16 protein-coding genes and 1 pseudogene are annotated in these 19323 nt (G+C 71.8%); 5 read left to right on the top strand and 12 right to left on the bottom strand.

Going from position 1 to position 19323, the window contains the following annotated elements; translation table 11 throughout:
• Window positions 1–53: 53 nt before the first annotated feature.
• The 7 genes from V2W30_RS04490 to V2W30_RS04460 all read right to left on the bottom strand — a co-directional run bounded on the left by V2W30_RS04490 (window position 54) and on the right by V2W30_RS04460 (window position 5108).
• Window positions 54–1049, bottom strand: a complete 996-nt coding sequence (locus V2W30_RS04490) for a Ppx/GppA family phosphatase (RefSeq protein WP_338693821.1) — start codon at window positions 1047–1049, stop codon at window positions 54–56.
• Window positions 1050–1107: 58 nt separating this feature from the next.
• Window positions 1108–1815, bottom strand: a complete 708-nt coding sequence (locus V2W30_RS04485) for an HAD family phosphatase (protein ID WP_338693820.1) — start codon at window positions 1813–1815, stop codon at window positions 1108–1110.
• A gap of 34 nt (window positions 1816–1849) precedes the next feature.
• Window positions 1850–2335, bottom strand: coding sequence for an Lrp/AsnC family transcriptional regulator (locus tag V2W30_RS04480; RefSeq protein ID WP_338693818.1), 486 nt, complete (start codon window positions 2333–2335; stop codon window positions 1850–1852).
• A 64-nt stretch (window positions 2336–2399) separates the two neighbouring features.
• A complete protein-coding gene (locus V2W30_RS04475) occupies window positions 2400–3083 on the bottom strand; it encodes a hypothetical protein (protein ID WP_338693816.1) in 684 nt (227 codons plus the stop codon).
• A gap of 29 nt (window positions 3084–3112) precedes the next feature.
• The gene (gene pdxA / locus V2W30_RS04470; protein ID WP_338693814.1) at window positions 3113–4048 is read right to left on the bottom strand and encodes a 4-hydroxythreonine-4-phosphate dehydrogenase PdxA; all 936 of its coding nucleotides are present in this window, start codon (window positions 4046–4048) and stop codon (window positions 3113–3115) included.
• Window positions 4045–4263 carry a nucleotide-binding domain containing protein gene (locus tag V2W30_RS04465; protein WP_338693813.1) on the bottom strand — a complete coding sequence of 73 codons (219 nt, stop codon included), beginning with the start codon at window positions 4261–4263 and terminating at the stop codon, window positions 4045–4047. Before V2W30_RS04465 ends, pdxA begins: the two co-directional genes overlap by 4 nt.
• Window positions 4257–5108 (bottom strand): four-carbon acid sugar kinase family protein, encoded by an 852-nt coding sequence (locus tag V2W30_RS04460; RefSeq protein WP_338693812.1) that lies wholly within the window; start codon window positions 5106–5108, stop codon window positions 4257–4259. Before V2W30_RS04460 ends, V2W30_RS04465 begins: the two co-directional genes overlap by 7 nt.
• A gap of 159 nt (window positions 5109–5267) precedes the next feature.
• Between V2W30_RS04460 and V2W30_RS04455 the strand changes: the two genes are divergently transcribed.
• Entirely contained in the window at window positions 5268–6128 is an 861-nt protein-coding gene (locus V2W30_RS04455) for a LysR family transcriptional regulator (protein ID WP_338693811.1), read from the top strand.
• Between the two features lie 30 nt (window positions 6129–6158).
• On the opposite strand, the gene V2W30_RS04450 is transcribed toward V2W30_RS04455, so the two are convergent.
• From V2W30_RS04450 to V2W30_RS04435, 4 genes and pseudogenes are all read right to left on the bottom strand, one after another.
• Window positions 6159–6713: a flavin reductase family protein gene (locus tag V2W30_RS04450; protein ID WP_338693810.1), complete on the bottom strand. Its 555-nt coding sequence runs from the start codon at window positions 6711–6713 to the stop codon at window positions 6159–6161.
• A gap of 622 nt (window positions 6714–7335) precedes the next feature.
• Window positions 7336–7647, bottom strand: a pseudogene (locus V2W30_RS41505) (tetratricopeptide repeat protein); the annotation flags it as partial.
• Between the two features lie 1253 nt (window positions 7648–8900).
• On the bottom strand, window positions 8901–10106 hold the full coding sequence (locus tag V2W30_RS04440) for a hypothetical protein (RefSeq protein ID WP_338693806.1): 1206 nt from the start codon (window positions 10104–10106) through the stop codon (window positions 8901–8903).
• Between the two features lie 553 nt (window positions 10107–10659).
• Window positions 10660–11703: a LacI family DNA-binding transcriptional regulator gene (locus V2W30_RS04435; protein ID WP_338703479.1), complete on the bottom strand. Its 1044-nt coding sequence runs from the start codon at window positions 11701–11703 to the stop codon at window positions 10660–10662.
• Between the two features lie 408 nt (window positions 11704–12111).
• Here V2W30_RS04435 and V2W30_RS04430 point away from each other — a divergent pair, with 408 nt between their 5' ends.
• The 4 genes from V2W30_RS04430 to V2W30_RS04415 all read left to right on the top strand — a co-directional run bounded on the left by V2W30_RS04430 (window position 12112) and on the right by V2W30_RS04415 (window position 17130).
• A complete protein-coding gene (locus V2W30_RS04430) occupies window positions 12112–13386 on the top strand; it encodes an extracellular solute-binding protein (protein WP_338693805.1) in 1275 nt (424 codons plus the stop codon).
• Window positions 13387–13483: 97 nt separating this feature from the next.
• Complete coding sequence (locus V2W30_RS04425; protein WP_338693804.1) at window positions 13484–14476, top strand: sugar ABC transporter permease; 993 nt, start codon at window positions 13484–13486, stop codon at window positions 14474–14476.
• Between the two features lie 19 nt (window positions 14477–14495).
• The gene (locus V2W30_RS04420; protein ID WP_338693803.1) at window positions 14496–15416 is read left to right on the top strand and encodes a carbohydrate ABC transporter permease; all 921 of its coding nucleotides are present in this window, start codon (window positions 14496–14498) and stop codon (window positions 15414–15416) included.
• Between the two features lie 52 nt (window positions 15417–15468).
• Window positions 15469–17130 (top strand): glycoside hydrolase family 13 protein, encoded by a 1662-nt coding sequence (locus V2W30_RS04415; protein WP_338693802.1) that lies wholly within the window; start codon window positions 15469–15471, stop codon window positions 17128–17130.
• Between the two features lie 85 nt (window positions 17131–17215).
• On the opposite strand, the gene V2W30_RS04410 is transcribed toward V2W30_RS04415, so the two are convergent.
• Complete coding sequence (locus V2W30_RS04410) at window positions 17216–19294, bottom strand: carbohydrate-binding module family 20 domain-containing protein (RefSeq protein ID WP_338693801.1); 2079 nt, start codon at window positions 19292–19294, stop codon at window positions 17216–17218.
• Window positions 19295–19323 lie beyond the last annotated feature (29 nt).

The raw sequence follows: 19323 nt of genomic DNA, 5'->3' as shown, positions 1-19323 counted from the left end.
CGCCAGCAAGGGCCCCGGGCCGTTCATGGCGAACGTCACGTGCCGCGGGCCGCTCACGGGGCGCTGCCCGCGAGGCGCAAGGTGGGGGAGGAGTCGGGCGGCAGCTCGTGGGCTCCACGCCACCACTGCGTGTCCCCCTCGATGCGGCGCAACAGGATGCCCTCGCGGATCGCCCAGGGGCACACCGTCAGCTCGCGGATGCCCATCAGCTTCATCGCCGTGTGCCCCACGAGGGCTCCCGCGAGGGACTGGGACGCCCGGGGCGCGGAGATGCCGGGGAGTTCCGCGCGGCGCTCCGTCGGCAGCACCGACAGGTCGGCTATCGCCGTACGCAGTGCCCCGCGGCTCAACCGCCGTGGCACGAACGGGCCGTGGCGTCCCGGCGGGGCCCCGCAGAGCCGGGCCAGCTGGGTGAACGTGCGCGAGGTGGCCGCCGCCGTCAGTGGCCCCTCCCAGCGGATCCGGGCCGCGACGTCCCGCAGTTGGTGGCGCACGTGACGGCGCACGGCCTTCAGCTGGTCATCGGTGGGCGGATCGCAGTCCCGCAGGTGCTCCCGCGTCAGCCGGGCCGCGCCGAGCGGCAGCGAGATCGCGAAGTCCGGCAACCGGCCGCGGCCGAAGGCCACTTCGAGCGAACCGCCGCCGATGTCCAGGACGCCGAGGGGCCCCGCCCGCCAGCCCATCCAGCGGCGCGCGGCGAGGAACGTCAGCTCGGCCTCCACCTCGCCGGGCAGGATCCGCAGCCGTACGCCCGTGCCGTCCTCGACGGCCTTCAGGACCTCGTCGCAGTTGGGCGCGTCCCGCACGATGGCCGTGGCGAAGGCGAACGGCTCGTCGCTACCCCACCGTTCGGCCTCGGCGAACGCCGCCGTGACCGCTTCGACGATCCGGTCCACCGCCCGCGGGCCCAGTCTTCTGTCCCCCTCGACCTCCTCGGCGAGACGCAATCGGCGCTTGGCCGTGTGCACCGGGAGCGGAGCGCCGTCCCGCGCGTCCGCGATCGCGAGCCGTACCGTGTTCGACCCGACATCCACCACACTGATTCGCATGATCGTCCGAGTACCCGAACGAGGGGTCGTCAAAGCCTCGCGGGGCGACGGCCGGGCCTCACGAAGACGGAGCTGATCGTTCCAGCCAGTCGCACGCGGCCCGCGCCGTGAACTCCTCCTGACCCCCCTTGAACAGCAGGTCCGCCGTGGTGAACGACGGGTCGTCCGCCTGCGCCGCCACGTACGGCACCGCGATGCAGCGCATGCCCGCCGCGTGCGCGGCGGCCGCACCGGGCGCCGCGTCCTCCAGCACCACACAGTGCGACGCGGGGCGGCCCAGGCGCCGCGCCGCCTCCAGGAACACGTCCGGCGCGGGCTTGCCGTGGTCGACCTCGTCCGCGGACACGTACAGCGGCAGCTTCGCCAGGAGCCCGGTGCCGCCGAGGATCGCCTCGATGGCCCGCGGCGACGAACCCGACGCGACGATCATCGGTACACCCGCCGCGTGCAGACGGTCGACGAACAGTCCCATCTGCGGAAAGACATGCGTGTCGACGCGCGCGATGTCGAGATAGCGCGTGTTGAGGTCGTCGAGCATCTCGGTGTCCGGCGCGTCGATCCCGTACCGCCGCTTCCACAGCCCGATCGTCTCCTGCGTGGAGATCCCGACGTACGCCTCGTTGTCGGCCCAGGTGTAGTCGGTGACGCCGTAGCGGCCGAGGGTGCCCAGGGTCGCCTTGTAGTAGTTGGGCTCGCTGTCGACGAGGGTGCCGTCGAGGTCGAAGACGACCGCGGTGTCGCCGAAGTGGTGGGAGAGGTCGCTCATGCCTTCCAGCATGCAGGAACCGGAGCCGCGACGATCACCTGCGGTCCTGCGCCGCCGCCCGCCCGATCGCCTCGACCAGCGGCAGCAGGCGGTGCGGGACCCGCTCGCGCAGGGCCACCTCGGTGCGGGTGCGGACCACGCCGGGCACCCGGTTGAGCTGCTGGACGACGTCCTCCAGATGCCCCGCGTCCCGGGCCGCCACCCGGGCGAGCAGGTCGCCGCCGCCGGTGATGGAGTGCGCCTCGATGATCTCCGGTACCCCCGCGAGGGCGTCCGCGACGTCGCCCAGGTGGCCCTGGGTCACCTCGATGTGCACGAACGCCAGGACCGGATGACCGAGCGCCGCGGGCGACAGGGACGGGGCGACGCCCGTGATCACCCCGTCGCGTTCGAGACGGTCGAGCCGCGCCTGGAGCGTGCCCCGGGCGACGCCGAGGATGCGGGCGTACTCGCGGACGCTGGTGCGCGGCTGCTCCAGGAGGAGCCGCAGGATGCGGGTGTCGAGCTGGTCCACGGCCATGGTCGGCGGCCCCTTTCGACGGCGCTGCTCGCGGGAGCGTGATCATGGCGACTGTACCAATGGCTCAGTGGCCGCCGCCGGTCGTGGCCGTCGTGGCCAGGATCGGGGCGAGCTGCGCGGCCAGCGTCGCGGCGTTCGGGTCGACGCTGCCGTCGAAGAGCGCGGAGCCGACCGTGAAGGCGTCCGCTCCGGCGGCGGCGAGCGCCTCGATCTGCGCCGGCCCCGTGATGCCGCCCGCGACGACGAGCCGCCCGGCCGTCGCCGCCCGCGCCGCGCGGACCAGGGCGAGCGGATCGTCGCCGGTGGTCCGGTAGGCGAGCAGGTCGACACCGGCGCACCCCGCCGCCTCGGCCCGGCGGCAGTCTGCGGCGATCTTCCCGGGTGTGCCGCCGAGGCGGGTGGGGTGCCCGATCGGATCGCCGACGAAGGGGAGGTAGGCGATCTCCGAGCCGTCCAGGAGCGGGAGGGTCTCCTCCACCCAGGTGCCGCCCATGAGCCGGTCCACGCCGAGATCGACCGCGGCGCGCGCGGAGTCGAGCGCGGCCTCGCGCCCCGTGCTGACGACCTCCAGATAGCTGGTCGCCCCCAAGTCGCCGATACGGGAGGCCAGTTCCTTCAGCGTCGCGTGGTCGACGCCGATGTCCTTGAAGCCGATGTGGCGGACGCCGGCGTCCGCGACGGCGTCGAGGGCCCGCAGACAGTCCGAGACGGTGCGGTCGGCGCGGGTGAGCATGAGGATGAAGTCCATGGGATGCCTCCGTGTGCCGTGGTGTGCTTTCAGCGGGGGGTCGTCAGCGCGTCGGCGTGGCGCAGCGCCGTGAGGAGGCTCGTGTGGTCGGCGACGCCGCGGCCCGCGAGGTCGAACGCGGTGCCGTGGTCGACGCTCGTGCGCACGAACGGCAGCCCGATGGTGATGTTCACGCCGTGCTCGATGCCCAGGTACTTGACCGGGATGAGCCCCTGGTCGTGGTACTGGGCGACGACCACGTCGAACTCCCCGGCGCGGGCCCGCATGAACACGGTGTCCGCGGGCCACGGCCCGCTCGCGTCGATGCCCTCGGCGCGTGCCGCCCGTACGGCGGGGGCGATGACGTCCAGGTCCTCGCGGCCGAAGAGCCCGTTCTCGCCCGCGTGCGGATTCAGCCCGGCCACGGCGATGCGCGGCGCGGTCTGCCCCGAGCGCCGCAGCGTGCGGTGGGTGAGTCGGATGACGTCGCGTACGCGCTCGACGGTGAGCGCGTCCAGCGCCGACCGCAGCGACTGATGCACCGTCACCAGGACGATCCGCAGCTCGTCGTTGGCCATCATCATCGCGTAGTCGCCGGTTCCGGACAGCTCGGCGAGGATCTCCGTGTGCCCGGGGTGGCCGATCCCGGCGAGACGCAGTGCCTCCTTGTTGATCGGGGCGGTGACCAGCGCACGCGTCTCACCGGCGAGGGTCAGCTCGACACCGCGACGGATGTACGCGTACGAGGCGGCGCCGGCACGGGCGTCCACCTCGCCCCACCGCACGTCGGGCCGCAACCGCGTCTCGGCCACGACGTCGACGTCCTCGGGGAGGCGGACACCGGTCGACGCGGTCGCGCGGGCCAGGACGCCCGGGTCGCCGATCACGGTCACGGGCACCGTCCGCGAAGGATCGGCGCAGGCCTTCACCACGATCTCGGGTCCGATGCCCGCGGGGTCGCCCAGGGTGAGCGCGAGCGGCTTCACGCGGCACCGTCCGGCACGGCGGTCGTCAGGGCGCGGCACAGCCGCGCCAGCGTCCCGTCGTCGCCGAAGCCGCCCGCCTTGATGACCAGCGGGATGCGCGGGGAGCCGGTCAAGAGGCCCTGGGCGACCCCGGGTTCGGGCTCGGCGAGCAGGTCGAATCCGTCGGCGCCGAGCGCGGCGAGCACGGCCGCCGCGGTCTCGCCTCCGGTCAGCACGAGAGCGTCGGCCGTGCCGCCGGTGACGTGGGCGCGGACCTGCTCGGCGAGCCCCGGCAGCAGGCCGCCCGGATCCCGCCGGTCGTCCGGGGTGTGCACCACGCGGACGTACGGGGCGGCCTCGCGGAGCGCGGCGAGCTGACGGCGCGAGGCCGGGTGGGCGCTGCCGACGACGACGAGCGGGGCGGCGACGGGCGGCAGCGGCACGGGCGGCGCGGGGCGAGTCGGCCACCGACGGGCGAGTGCCGCCGCGAGCCCGGGGAGCCCACCCACAGGGCGTCGCCGGGGTGCGGTGCGGCCGCCACGAGCCGGTCGAGGTCGGCGTCGGTCACCGCGTCGCACACGAACACCCCGCCGGCCTCCCGGTCCGGGACCTCCCCCCGGGCCACGAGCACCGCTCCGGGCAGCACCTCCCGCAGGTTCGCGGAGCGCACCGGATGCACCGGATCGCGGCCGAACTCGCTCAGGTGGACCGGGACGTCACCGACGTACTGGATTCCGTCGACGGTGCCGCGGCGCCCGGCGGGGAAGGCGGGCGCGACGATGACGGTACCGCGCCCGGAGCCGCGCCGGGCCGCCTCCGTCTCGGCGGCGAGATGACCGCGGAGCGTGGAGTCCACCGTCTTCATCAGGAGGTCGGCGCCACGGAGCAGGCGCGCGGCGCGCTCCGTGCGGGACGCCGCGACCGCCACCGAGGCGGTACGGGTGGCGAGGTCGACGGCCAGCACGCCGTCCGTGGCCGGTGGCGGCGCGTGCGGCGGCGCCACCACGACGCGCGCCGCACCGAACGGGGCCGCGCCGTCCCCGGCGCTCGTGAGGTCGTCGGCCAGAATCGCGACACGCAAGACGAAGCCCTTCGGAGTGATGGTCGGTGACGGGCTCATCGTGGCGTCGCCCGGTACGACGGGACAAGCGATCGTTTCGCACGGGGGCTGTGAGCGCAGGTCACAGGTGGGAGCCCTGAGTGCGGTGGACGCCCGTGCACCGGTGACTAGAGTTCACCCATGTCCCGGCCCGACCTGCCCCCGCTGAGCACCTTGCGGCCCTTCGAGGCGACCGTCCGGCACGGCAGCATGACGGCCGCCGCGCGCCAACTCCACGTCACGCACGGCGCCGTCAGCCGCCAGGTCCGCAACCTCGAACGGGCCCTCGGCGCCGACCTGTTCGTGCGCGGCACCCGGGAGCTCACCCCCACCCCGCAGGCCCGCGGACTCGCGGCCGTCGTCCGGGACGCGCTCGACCGGATCGAGGACGCCGCCCGGGAGATCGCCCGGCGCCCGCCCACCGGACCGCTCACCCTCTCCTGCGAGCCGACGCTCCTGATGCGCTGGCTCATCCCCCGCCTGCCCGACCTCGCCCGCACGGCCCCCGACCTCACGCTGCACCTGTCCGCCGCGGGCGGACCCGTGGCCTTCGAGCGCGACGGCATCGACGTGGCGATCCGCCGCGACGACTTCCCGTTCCCCGCCGGTACGCACAGCGCCCGCCTGTTCGCCGAGCACGTCGGGCCCGTGCACCGCCCCGGTGGCGTGCCGCCCGACGTGCTGCTGCACACCGCGACCCGGCCCGGCGCGTGGGCCGACTGGCGGGCCAGGACCGGGCAGACACACCCGGCCGGGTCCGAACAGACCCTGGAGCACTTCTCGTTGACCCTCCAGGCCGCCGTGGCCGGAGTGGGCACGGCCATCGGCCCGTACGCCCTGGTCCACGACGACCTGGAGCGCGGTGTGCTCGTGGCGCCGTACGGCTTCGTGCCCGACGGGACCGGCTACCACCTGCTCGCCCGACGGCCCGTGGCCGGCGATCCACGGACGGCGGCGCTGTACTCGTGGCTGATCGCCCAGGCGGCCGAACCCGCACCGTGACCGCGCTCCCGGCGGGCTCGGTGCGGGCTCTCAGACGGCGGGGTCGCACACGCGCGGCAGGTCGACGAACCGGCCGTCGTGGTGCACCAGCGGCCCCGCGTCCGCGCCCCGTCCGGCGCGCACCACGAGCCCGATGACCAGGGCGTGATCGCCGACCGGGCGGCGGCTGACCGGCGTCAGGACGAAGCGCGCGAGGACCCCGTCGAGCGCGGGCAGGCCGAGCGGGTCCCGGTGCCAGGACGTGCCGGGGCCGAACCGCGCCGGGGTCGGCCCCGCGAAGACCCGCGCCACGTCCTCCTGCCCCGCCGCCAGAAGCTGCACCATCACCCAGGTCGCGTCCCGGACCGCGCCCCACGACGTGGAGCGCAGCCCGACCGTGAACGACATCAGCGGCGGGTCGAGGGAGAGCGAGGCCAGCGACGTCACGCAGAAACCGACCGGGCGCTCGCCGCCGACCGTGACGACGGCGACGCCCTTGGCGTGCCGGCGCAGCACGGACCGCACGACGTCGGAACGCTCCGGTTCGGCGGCGGCGCCCGCCGCGGGCGCCACCGTCAGGTGCCGGGTGGTGTCGGTCCGGCTCACGCCGCTCCTCCCGCAGCGCCGAACCGGCGCGGGCACGGATCTCCGCGGCGTGCGGCGACGCGTCGTCGTCCTCGTACGCGGCCAGATGCGCCCGCCAGTCCATGAGCGCGCCCTCCGTGTCGTCGAGCGCGAACCGGCTGACGCCCCGCAGATACAGCAGCTCCGGGTCGGTGACGCCGTCGAGCGCCGCCACCGCGCGGTCCAGGTCGTCCGCCGCGCGCCCGTGCTCGCCGAGGGCCTGGAGCGCCACCGCCCGGTTGGTCCGCAACTCGGCGTCGTCCATGAGCGCGAGCGCCTCGTCGAGGTCGCGGGCCGCCCGCTCCGCGTCCCCCGCGTCGAAGGCGAGCACGGCCCGGTTCGCCCACGCGGCGGCGCACGCCGGGTCCGCGCGCAGCGCCTGCGAGTAGCTGGCGAAGGCCGCTTCTGCGTCACCCAGCTCCGCCTCCAACGCCCCCTGTGCGGTCAGGAGTCGGGCGTTCGCCGGAGCGAGCGACAGGCCGTGGTCGATGTCGGCGCGGGCCGCGTCGAACCCGCCGCGCGACAGCAGCAGATCGGCGCGGTGGATCAGCGAGTCGACATGGTCCGGTTCGAGATCGAGGGCCCGGTCCAGGTCGCGCAGCGCACCCGCGTCGTCGCCCAGTTCCCGCAGCAGATCGGCCCGGTTGAAGTGCGCCTCGTAGAACGGCGGCGTGAGCCGGATCGCCGTCGCGTAGTCCGCGAGCGCCTCCCGGTGGTGCCCGAGGGCGCGGTGCTGCGCGGCCCGCTCGAAGTAGTAGTCCCCGTAGTCCGGGTCGCGGCGGATCACCTCGTCGTAGTCCTCCAGCGAGGCCGTGTGGTCGCGGCGGGCCCCGCGCACCTGCGCCCGGTTGTACAACAGCACCGAGCGGTGCAGGAGTTGCTCGTCCGGGCCGAAGTCGGCGTCGGTGATCGCCATCGCCTCGTCGACCAGCGCGAGGGAGGCGTCCGCGTCGCCGCGGTGCAGCTCCACGAGGGCGCGCGCGTTGCGCATGAACGCCCGCACCAGGACCCGCTTGTGCGGATCGGGGTGCACGTCGGCGATCGAGATCGCGGTGTTCACCCAGGCCAGGGCGAGATCCTCGTCGTGGTCGTCCTTCGGCAGGAAGCGCGTGTAGAGCATCGCCATCAGGTACGCCGTCCCCATGTGGGCGTCCGCCGACGTCGAGCCGCGCCGCATCTCCTCGAAGTACGCGAAGGCGTCCGCGCCGCGTCCCAGGTAGCACAGGCACGCGCCGGCCTTGTGGGTCAGGTTCCAGTACGTACGGCCGGGCTCCTCGTCGGCGAGCAGGGCGCGGCCGCGCAGCGCGAGGTCGACCACGGCCTCGTAGAACCCTTTGGCGAAGCAGGAGTTGACGGCCTCCGCGATGGCGTCGACGCCCGCGCCCCGCGGGTCGGTGCCCCGCTCCAGGTGGTATGGGATCGCGCCGAGCCGCAGCGTCGGCTCGTCCCGGGCGGCGAGGACCGCGGCGCGCGCGGTGTGCCTGCGGGCCCGTTCGGCCGCGGGCAGTGCCGCGTACGCCCGGCGCAGGCGCGGATCGCCGCTGGTGCCGTCGGAGTCGATGAACAGCTGCGCGAGATCCGTGTCGGGCAGCAGCTCCGGGTCGACGCGCGGGATGCGGGGCGTGCGCACGGTGTGCGCGGCGAGCGCCGTGCCCAGCAGGTCGTCGGCGGCCCCCGCGCCGTCCACGACGACGGTCAGGAGCGCCGGGTCGCAGCGGCGCAGCAGCACCGCCACCAGGTCGCGGTCCGTGGGGTCGGCGTCGTCCAGGTCCCGGAAGACGATCGTCACCCCGCCCGGACGCGTCAACCTGGCCCAGTCCATGAGGAGTTCGGCGACGCCGTGCGCGATGCGCAGCGCCCGGGTCGCCGGATAGAAGCGGGTGCGCTCCGTCGCCACGGCGAGCTGGGTGAGGGTCTGCGGCGGTGTCGGCACGATCGCGAGCAGTTCCGGCGCGATGGCCTCCACCTCGGCGGCCCGTGCGGCGGCCACCAACTCGCGATCCCGCGCGACGAGTTCGGGCACCGCCCGGTTGAGCAGGAAGTGCGCGGCGGTGAACGGCCCGCGTAACCGGCGGTGGCAGCGCACCTCCAGGGACGCGGCGGGCGGCGGCCCGGCGTCGGTGGGCCGTGCGGTGGCGTCGAGCCACCGGTGACGGGTCGACAGAGCGGTCATGGCAGGGCTCCTTGCGGTGCGGTGGTGGTCCGGGACCGGGCGCGCTCGCGCCGGTCCCGCAGAGTGACGTGGACGAGCAGGGCGATCTGCGACCCCGACAGGGCGATGAACACGGCCGCGTCGAAGAGCTCCCAGAACGAGGTCTCCGCCCCGCCGAGCCGGTCGACGATCGTCGACCAGAAATGCAGCGCGGTCGGCAGGCCGGCCCAGGCGAGCGAGGCGAGCGAGAACCCGTACCCGGCGACCAGCAGCGGCGCGTACCAGCGGGCCACGGAACGGTCGCGCGGCGAGTACTCCGTGTCGGCCCCGGTGGGCGGGCGGCGCAGTGCCCGGCGCAGTCCGGAGCGCAGCCGGAAACGGGTCGCGTTCTGGAGATCCGTACAACGGGCCGCTGTCGTCACCACGTAATACAGGTCCGTTTCCAAATAGAACAGGAATTGCCAGATGAGGCGCAGGACGCAGGTGAAGGCGACAGCGAGACAGAGTTTGTGAATCCAGGACGGAATACCGTGCCCGTCGAGCGGAATCGAAAGGAGGGTGAGCCCGCAGAACAGGACGACATCCGCCAGCATGCCCGCGCAGAACGGAAGATAGCGTTTCTTGCGTTCGACGCTCAGCAGGGAATCGAGCCGCGTCTCGGCGACCAGGTAGTAGAGCCTGCGCCCGAGCCCGAGCGTCGACGGCAGGCCGAGCCGGCGCCCGGCGAGCGCGTGCGAGCCCTCGTGCACGACGATGCACGGGATGGCGAGCGCGAAGATCGTGACGGGGATCAGCGACACGTAGTCGGTGAAGAACACCTGGTGGTACGTCGGCCGCAGGCCGGGGTCGCGCACCATCGCCGTCACCGCGCCCGCCACGAGCGCGGCGTACGCGAGCCACGCCGGCCAGGAGAACACGGCGCGGCCCAGACGCTGCCAGCGCACCGTGCCCGGCGCGTCGGCCTCCTCGTCGGTACGCAGGAACTCCAGGTCGGCCAGGGTCTCCAGGAAGTCCGCCATGTCGAGCGGCGCCCCGCAGGTGCGCTCGTACCAGGCGCCGACCTCGTCGACGGGCACCCCGTCGGCGAACATCCGCAGCGCCTGCGCCCCTTCCTCGGGGAAGACCGCGTACGAGCCGACGTCGGGCCTGCCGACCATCACGCCGTCGTCCTCGTCGACCATCGTGAGCCGGTGCAGACGCACGGTCCGCGTCAGCTGCGTCATCCGGCACCCCCTCCCGCGGGTGGGAACGGTGGGAAGGAGCCGGGCCCCGAAGGCGGCCCGGCTCCCACCTGTGGACTGGAATTACGCGGCGTCGCCGCAGAGGTAGTAGCAGGCGGTGGTCAGACGGATCGGGCCCGCCTTGCGGACGGAAATCTTCTTCATGGCTTTCCTCCCTCCCGGGGTTCATTGGCCTTGTGCGAATTCCCGGAATCGCTGGTGTGCAGCCAGCATTGGGGTCGCGAAAGGGGCCTGTCAACGAGGAACCGAGTGGTCCGGAAATCAATTCGGGGGCCTCTGTCGAATCGGAATTCGAGCCGCCGTGAACCTGTTTTCGGGCAGGCGTGAGCCGCACTCCGAGCACAGGAAAAAGAACTCAGGAATTACCTGAGGAAAGGTGAGAAAAGATCAGACGGGCGGCGCGGCTGCGGTCGACAGCCGTACCACCCGTCTCAGTGGAGCGTTCTGCGCACTGTCCGTACCTCCCGCACGGCCCCCGTGGTCGCCCGGTGGATGCCGGGCTCGTCGGAGGGTACGGACGGCGGGCCCGCCGCGTTCAGTTCCGGCTCGTGACGCCCACGACACCGGGGCCCGAAGCGGTCGAGCCGCGCACCACGAGCTCCGGCATGAAGACGAACTCGGTGTGCGGGGCCGGCGTGCCGCCGATCTCCTCGAGCACCGCGCGGACCGCCGCCTGGCCCATGGCCTGCACGGGCTTGCGCACCGTGGTCAGCGGCGGATCGGTGAAAGCGATCAGCGGCGAGTCGTCGAAACCGACCACCGAGATGTCGTCGGGCACCTCGTGACCGCGCTGCCGTGCCGCGCGGATCGCACCGAGCGCCATCATGTCGCTGGCGCAGACGATCGCCGTACAACCACGGTCCATCAGATCGGACGCCGCCGCCTGCCCGCCCTCCAACGTGTAGAGCGAGTGCTGGACGAGGTCCCGCTCGATCTCGTCCGGGGTGAGGCCGAACCGGTCCTTCATCGTGCGCACGAACCCCTCGATCTTCCGCTGCACCGGCACGAAACGCTTCGGCCCGACCGCCAGGCCGATGCGGCTGTGCCCGAGCGAGGCCAGGTGCGTGACGGCGAGCTGCATCGCGGCCCGGTCGTCGGGCGAGATGAACGGCGCCTGCACCTTCGGCGAGAACCCGTCGACGAGCACGAACGGCACGCCCTGCGCCCGCAGTTGCTCGTAGCGCTGGGCGTCGGCCGTGGTGTCGGCGTGCAGCCCGGACACGTAGATGATGCCGGTGACGCCCCGGTCGACGAGCATCTCCGTGAGCTCGTCCTCGGTCGAGCCGCCCGGCGTCTGGGTCGCGAGGACCGGGGTGTAGCCCTGCCGGGTCAGCGCCTGCCCGATGATCTGGGCGAGCGCGGGAAAGATCGGGTTCTCCAGCTCCGGCGTGATGAGGCCGACCAGGCCCTCGCTGCGCTGACGCAGCCGCACCGGGCGCTCGTAGCCGAGGACGTCGAGCGCGGCGAGCACCGACTGCCGGGTGGCCGCGGCGACGCCCGGCTTGCCGTTCAGGACCCGGCTGACCGTCGCCTCGCTGACCCCCGCCTGGGCGGCGATGTCGGCCAGGCGCGCGGTCACGGGTGGGGACTGTGCCGGGCGCCGGGAGGCCTGGGCGGGCAGCTGCGTCATCGCGCTCCTCGGGAGAACGGGTCGGTGGAGGCGGCGAACCGCTCTACGGAAAGGCAAGGCTCCCGATGATCCCCCGTGCGAGCGCCCCGTGGCAAGAGCTTGCAGGACTCTTGCAGGACGGCAAACAGCATCGTAATCGGGCATAAGTGCACAGCTTGAGCCGACAGTTACGGGTCACGAAGCGGTAACTCGCCGCCGATCCTGCAAATTTTTTCAGCAAGGTCTTTCGCGCGGCTTGCCGCGCTGTTACGTTCACGTCGCCCGGCGGCCGCAACGGTGCAGTCGGCAAGTCGGCCAGAGGCAGCGGACGGGACCGCTCCTCGCCCACTCACGGGCTTTCACCCTCTAGGAGATCTCATGCGGCGTGGCATAGCGGCCACCGCGATGGTGGCGTCCCTCGCACTTGCGGCGACGGCCTGCGGCGGTAGCGACGACGACAGTGGCAAGGCGTCGGGCCCGGTCACCATCACGTGGTGGGACACGTCGAACGCCACCAACGAGGCGCCCACGTACAAGGCGTTGGTCAAGGACTTCGAGAAGTCCAACCCGGACATCAAGGTCAAGTACGTCAACGTGCCCTTCGACCAGGCGCAGAACAAGTTCGACACCGCGGCCGGCGCCAGCGGTGCCCCGGACGTGCTGCGCGCCGAGGTCGGCTGGACCCCCGCGTTCGCCAAGAAGAGCTACCTGCTGCCGCTCGACGGCACGGAGGCGCTCTCGGAGAAGGGCAAGTTCCAGGAGAGCCTGGTCAAGCAGGCGCAGTTCGAGGGCAAGACCTACGGCGTGCCGCTGGTCACCGACACCCTCGCCCTCGTCTACAACAAGGCCCTCTTCGAGAAGGCCGGCATCACCGAGGCGCCCACCACGTGGGAGCAGCTGAAGGCGGACGCCGCCAAGGTCAAGGCGAAGACCGGCTCCGACGGCTACTGGCAGTCCACGTCCGGCTACTACTCCCAGCCGTTCCTCTTCGGCGAGGGCACCGACACCGTCGACGCCTCCGGCAAGAAGATCACCATCGCCTCCGCCGAGGCCAAGAAGGGCTACACCACCTGGAAGGGCCTCTTCTCCGGCAAGGGCCTGCACAAGGCCGACGCCACCGCCGACGCCTACGCCCACATCCAGGACGCCTTCGTCAACGGCAAGGTCGCCTCGATCATCCAGGGCCCGTGGGAGATCACGAACTTCTACAAGGGCTCGGCGTTCAAGGACAAGTCGAACCTCGGCATCGCCACCGTCCCGGCCGGTTCCGCGGGCAAGGCCGGCGCCCCGACGGGCGGCCACAACCTGTCCGTCTACGCGGGCTCGGACAAGGCCCACCAGACGGCGTCCCTGACGTTCGTCAAGTGGATGACGTCGGCGAAGACGCAGGAGCAGATCGCCCTGAAGAACTCGACGCTGCCCACGCGCTCCGACGCGTACACCGCGAAGGTCACGGCCGACCCGGGCATCGCCGGCTACCAGAAGGTCCTCGCCGCCGCCCAGCCGCGGCCCGAGCTGCCCGAGTACAGCTCGCTGTGGACCCCGATGGACCAGGAGCTGCCGAAGATCGCCACCGGCAAGGAAGACCTGGACAAGGGTCTGGCGAACCTGGAGACGGCGTTCGCCAAGCTGGTCCCGGACTTCACCAAGTGACGTCGGTGACCTCGTAGTCCCAGCCGGTTCGCGCCCCTCGGGGGGAGGGCGCGAACCGGCACCTTCCTGCCGCAGCCCATTTCAGAAGGTGCCCCGCATGACCCTCGCCGTCGACCGACCGGCCGCCACGAGCCGTGAGCCGCGCCCAGGACCGATCCGGCGCCTGAAGGACTCGTACCGCAAGTACTGGTACGCGTACGCGATGATCGCTCCGGTCGTCGTCGTCCTCGGCGTCCTCGTCGGCTACCCCCTGGTGCGGGGCTTCTATCTGACCCTCACCGACGCCAACAGCCTCAACTCCGCCCGCACCATCGGCGTCAACCACATCGACGCCACCTACCAGTTCGTCGGCCTCGACAACTACGCCGACATCCTGTGGGGCCCCGCCTCGTACGACCGCTTCTGGTCGCACTTCATCTGGACCGTCGTGTGGACCGCGGCCTGCGTGGTCCTGCACTACTCCATCGGGCTCGGCCTCGCGCTGCTCCTCAACCAGAAGATGCGCGGCCGCACCTTCTACCGGCTGATGCTGATCCTGCCGTGGGCCGTGCCCACCTTCGTCACCGTCTTCGCGTGGCGGATCATGCTCGCCGACTCCGGGATCATCAACTCGGCGCTCGGCTCCCTGCACCTGCCCCAGCCGTCCTGGCTGGAGGACCCGACGTTCCAGCGGCTCGCCGCGATCCTCGTCAACACCTGGTGCGGCGTGCCGTTCATGATGATCTCGCTGCTCGGCGGGCTCCAGTCCATCGACGCCTCCCTGTACGAGGCCGCCGAGATGGACGGCGCGACCGCCTGGCAGCGCTTCCGCCACATCACCCTGCCGGGCCTGCGGTCGGTCAGCTCGACCGTCGTCCTGCTGGGCGTGATCTGGACGTTCAACCAGTTCGCGATCATCTTCCTGCTGTTCGGCAACACCGCGCCGGACGCGCAGATCCTCGTCACCTGGGCCTACCGGCTCGGCTTCGGCCAGCAGCCGCGTGACTTCGCGCAGTCCGCCTCGTACGGCGTCCTGCTGCTCGCGATCCTGACCGTCTTCACGTCCTTCTACTACCGCTGGTTGAAGCGCAATGAGCAGCTCGCCGTCTGACGCCGCAGGAGCCACCACCATGAGCACCACGACTTCCGTCACCGCGCCGGTCCCCGCGCAGCGCTCCGCCGCACCGGACGCCCCCGCCGCCCCGCGCAAGGTGCGCCGGCGCGGCGAACAGAGCCCGGCGGGCCGGGCGGTCACGCACGGCATCCTCGGCGTGGCCAGCCTCATCGCCCTGTTCCCCATCGTCTGGCTGGTGTACCTGTCGGTCGGTCCGGACAAGGACGACTACCTGCACCCGGGCGGCATCGCGAGCAAGGCGACCCTCGACAACTACGCGTACGTGCTCCAGCACACCGGCTTCTTCGACTGGATGACGTCGACGCTGATCGTGTCGCTGGGCACCACCCTCGTCGGCGTGATGTTCGCCGCGACGACGGGCTACGCGGTCTCCCGCATGCGTTTCCCCGGCTACAAGCCGCTGATGTGGGTGCTGCTGCTCACGCAGGCCTTCCCCATCGCCGTCCTGATCGTGCCGATGTACGAGATCTTCTCGGAACTCGGCCTGGTGGACACGTACCAGGGCCTCGTCCTGGTCAACTGCACCACGATCGTGCCCTACTGCACGTGGCTGATGAAGGGCTACTTCGACACGGTCCCGATGGAGATCGACGAAGCGGGCCGGATCGACGGGCTCAGCCCGTTCGGCACCTTCTACCGGCTGATCCTGCCGCTGGCGAAGCCCGGTATCGCGGTCGCCGCGTTCTACAGCTTCATCACGGCGTTCGCCGAGGTCGCCTTCGCCTCGACGTTCATGCTCGACGACTCGAAGTACACGTTCGCGGTGGGCCTCCAGAGCTTCATCAGCGAGCACGACGCGCAGTGGAACCTCATGGCGGCCACGGCGGTGTTGATCGCCATCCCCGTGACGGCCTTCTTCTACCTTGTCCAGAAGCACCTGGTCACCGGTCTGACGGCCGGCGGCACCAAGGGCTGAACCCCACCTGACGACCGACCAGTTGCCCGCTCCTTCCCGCAGCAAGGACACCATGAGCCAGCACTCCACGGACGAGTCCCCGGCCCGCGCCGCCGCGACCCGCGAGGCCACCGACTGGTGGCGCGACGCGGTCATCTACCAGGTCTACCCGCGCAGCTTCGCCGACAGCAACGGCGACGGCACCGGTGACCTCGAAGGTATCCGCCGCCACCTCCCGCACCTGCGCGACCTCGGCGTCGACGCCGTGTGGCTGAGCCCCTTCTACGCGTCCCCGCAGGCCGACGGTGGCTACGACGTCGCCGACTACCGGGCCGTCGACCCGATGTACGGCACGCTCCTCGACGCCGACGCGGTGATCAGGGACGCGCACGCGCTCGGCCTGCGCATCATCGTCGACCTCGTGCCGAACCACTCCTCCGACCAGCACGAGTGGTTCAAGCGCGCCGTCGCCGACGGGCCAGGATCGCCCCTGCGGGAGCGGTACCACTTCCGCCCCGGCAAGGGCGAGAACGGCGAACTCCCGCCCAACGACTGGGAGTCCATCTTCGGCGGGCCCGCCTGGACCCGGCTGGCCGACGGCGAGTGGTACCTGCACCTCTTCGCGCCCGAGCAGCCCGACCTCAACTGGGAGCACCCGGCCGTCGCCGACGAGTTCCGCTCCATCCTGCGGTTCTGGCTGGACATGGGCGTCGACGGCTTCCGCATCGACGTCGCGCACGGCCTCGTCAAGGCGGAGGGCCTGCCGGACCTCGGCGGCGCCGACCAGCTGAAGCTGCTCGGAAACGATGTCATGCCGTTCTTCGACCAGGACGGCGTCCACGAGATCTACCGCTCGTGGCGCGTGATCCTCGACGAGTACGACGGCGAGCGGGTCTTCGTCGCCGAGGCGTGGACGCCGACGGTGCAGCGCACCGCGAACTACGTCCGCCCCGACGAGCTGCACCAGGCCTTCAACTTCCAGTACCTGGGCGCCCCGTGGGAGGCGGCCGAGCTGCACCAGATCATCGACAGCTCGCTCGACGCCATGCGGCCCGTCGGCGCCCCCGCCACCTGGGTGCTGTCCAACCACGACGTCACCCGGCACGCCACCCGGTACGCCAACCCGCCCGGCGGCACCCAGATCCGCACCCCCGGCGACCGCGAGCTCGGCCTGCGCCGCGCCCGCGCCGCCACCCTCCTGATGCTCGCCCTGCCCGGCTCGGCGTACATCTACCAGGGCGAGGAGCTGGGCCTGCCCGACGTCACGGACCTGCCCGACGAGGTGCGCCAGGACCCGTCGTTCTTCCGCGCCCAGGGCCAGGACGGCTTCCGCGACGGCTGCCGCGTCCCGATCCCGTGGACCCGCACCGGCCCCTCGTACGGCTTCGGTGACGGCGGCAGCTGGCTGCCGCAGCCGGCCACCTGGGGCGAGCTGAGCGTCGAGGCGCAGACCGGCGACCCCGACTCCACCCTGGAGCTGTACCGCGCCGCGCTCGCGACGCGCCGCGCCCACGCCGGCCTCGGCGCCGGTGACAGCGTGAAGTGGCACGACGAGGTCCCCGCCGGACTGCTCTCCTTCGAGCGCCCCGGGTTCGCGTGCACCGTCAACACGACGGGCGAAGCGGTCCGGATCGCCGCGCCCGGCACGGTGCTGCTCTCCTCGGCCCCGGTCACGGTCGAGGACGGTCGCATCGACCTGCCGGCCGACACCACCGTGTGGTGGGAGACGCCGTGACGTCGTCCGCATGAGGACATGAGGACATGAGGACACGGGAAGGGGTCGGTGCAGCGCACCGACCCCTTCCCGCGTGCCCCGCGGACTACTTCCAGGTGTCGTTCGCCGTGTACCCGGCGCTCGACCCCGTCGTGTAGGAGCGGTTGTCACCGGACTCCCACGTGACGTTCCCCGCGGCGTCCTTCTTCACGTACTTGTACGTGAAGGACGTGCCCTTGGGGACGATGACCGACTTGCCCCAGGAGGGGTAGGACGCCGACGACAGCGGGATCGCGTCGACCGGGTTCCAGGAGCCGAGCGAGGGGATCGAACCGACGACGTAGACGTTCGTGCCGGTGACGGTCGTGGCGTTCACGGTGAAGGTGACGTCCGTGGCGCTCGCGTTCGCCACGTTCCAGGAGTTGCTGACCACCGCGGACGACGTTCCCGTCGTGAGCGCCCGGTTGGCGTTCGACTCCCAGGTGACGTTCCCCGCGGCGTCCTTCTTCAGGTACTTGTACTCGATGGACGACGACGCCGGAACGGCGATGTCCTTCTTCCAGACGGGGTAGGCGCCGGAGGACAGCTTCACCGCGTTCGCCGTGTTCCAGGAGCCGAGCGCGGCCACCGAGCCGACGACGTAGACGTCCGTGCCCGAGGGTGTGGACGCGTACTCGTTGAAGGAGGCGGTCACGGTGCCCCCGCCGCCCGAACCCCCGTCTCCGCCACCGCAGTTCACGGTGCACACGTAGGCGCCGTCGTAGAAGGCGACAGCGCCCTTCGCCGGGACTGTCAGCGCGGCCTTGCCGCCCGAGACGGTGACCGTGGTGGCGCCGCCGTCGATGACGTTCTTGTACGTGCCGTCGGCGAGCCCGGTGGTGTACGTGTGGGTGTGCGCGGACGACGAGTTGTTGATCGCGACGAACCCGCCGCTGCCCCGGCCGAAGCCGATCACGTTCGAGGCGGGGGACTGCCAGTGGGCGACGGAGGCGCCCGCGACCGCGTTGTGCCAGGCGACCATCCCGGAGACGGCGGTGTCGCGGTCCAGGCAGGTCCAGCCGCGGGAGCAGTCGGTGTCGCTGACGAAGCCGGAGCTGTTCGGCGGCGCCTCGTCGCTCTGGCCGAAGTTCCAGGCCGCGTAGACCGACGGGCGGCCGTACCCCCGTGCCAGCTGGAAGACGTTGGCGAGGACGGCCGTCGCGCCGTCCTTGTAGCTGAGCGTGTAGCCGTTGCGCTCGGTGTCGTGGTTGGTGACGAACGTGGTGGAGTTCGCCTCGTTCGCCAGACCCCAACTGCTGCCGAACGACGCCAGGTTGGCGATGTCGCCGCCGCCGAACTGCGACTTCATGGCGGCCGCGTACGTGAAGTCGAGGACGTCGCCGTTGGCGTAGTAGTCGCTCAGGGCGGGCGGGTTGCCCGGGTAGACCTCCTGGGTGATGTACGGGGCGTCGCCCGCCTTCGTGGTGTGCAGCGCCCCCACGATGGCGTTCATGTCGGCCGTCGCGATGTGCTTGGCGGCGTCGACGCGGAAGCCGTCCACGCCCAGGTCGATCTGCTTGTCGAGGAAGCCCACGATCTTGGCGCGGACGCCCGGCTCGGAGGTGTCGAGGTCGGGCATGCCGAGCAGCTCGCAGTGCTGCACCTCGTACTGGTCCGACCAGTTGGCGATGGTCTTCGTGCAGTCGTCGCTGTCGCCGGCGTCGTAGTCCGGGGTGTCGTACTTGTTGCCGATGGTGGTGCCCGCGTACCCGGTGCCGGTCTGCGCGGCCGTGTGGTTGATGACGGCGTCCGTGTAGACCTCGATGCCCGCCGCGTGGCAGGTGTCGACCATCGACCTGAAGTCGCTCGCGCTGCCGAACCGGCTGTCCAGGCTGTACGAGTACGGCTGGTAGACGTCCCACCAGTAGTAGTTCGCCTGCTTGAGGGACTCCTCGGGCGGGGCGACCTGGACGGCGCCGTAGCCGGCCGGGTCCAGGACGTCGGTGCACTCCTTGGCGACCGAGGTCCAGTTCCAGGACCAGAGGTTGGCGATCACGTCACCGTTGGGGGCGCCGGTGTCGGCGGTCGCGGCCGACGCGGCGGGGGAGGGCAGCGTGACGAGCCCGCCGAACGCCAGGGCGCCGGCGGCGAGCGCGGTGGCGGCGCGGCGCCTTCGGGGGAGTGATCGGGTGGGGGACGGGCGCATGTGCGGCTCCTGAAAGGTCTTGATGGGGG

Source organism: Streptomyces sp. Q6 (assembly GCF_036967205.1).
GTDB lineage: Bacteria > Actinomycetota > Actinomycetes > Streptomycetales > Streptomycetaceae > Streptomyces > Streptomyces citrinus.
The sequence above is the reverse complement of the archived record's forward strand: the minus strand, read 5'-3'. Positions and strand labels throughout refer to the sequence as shown.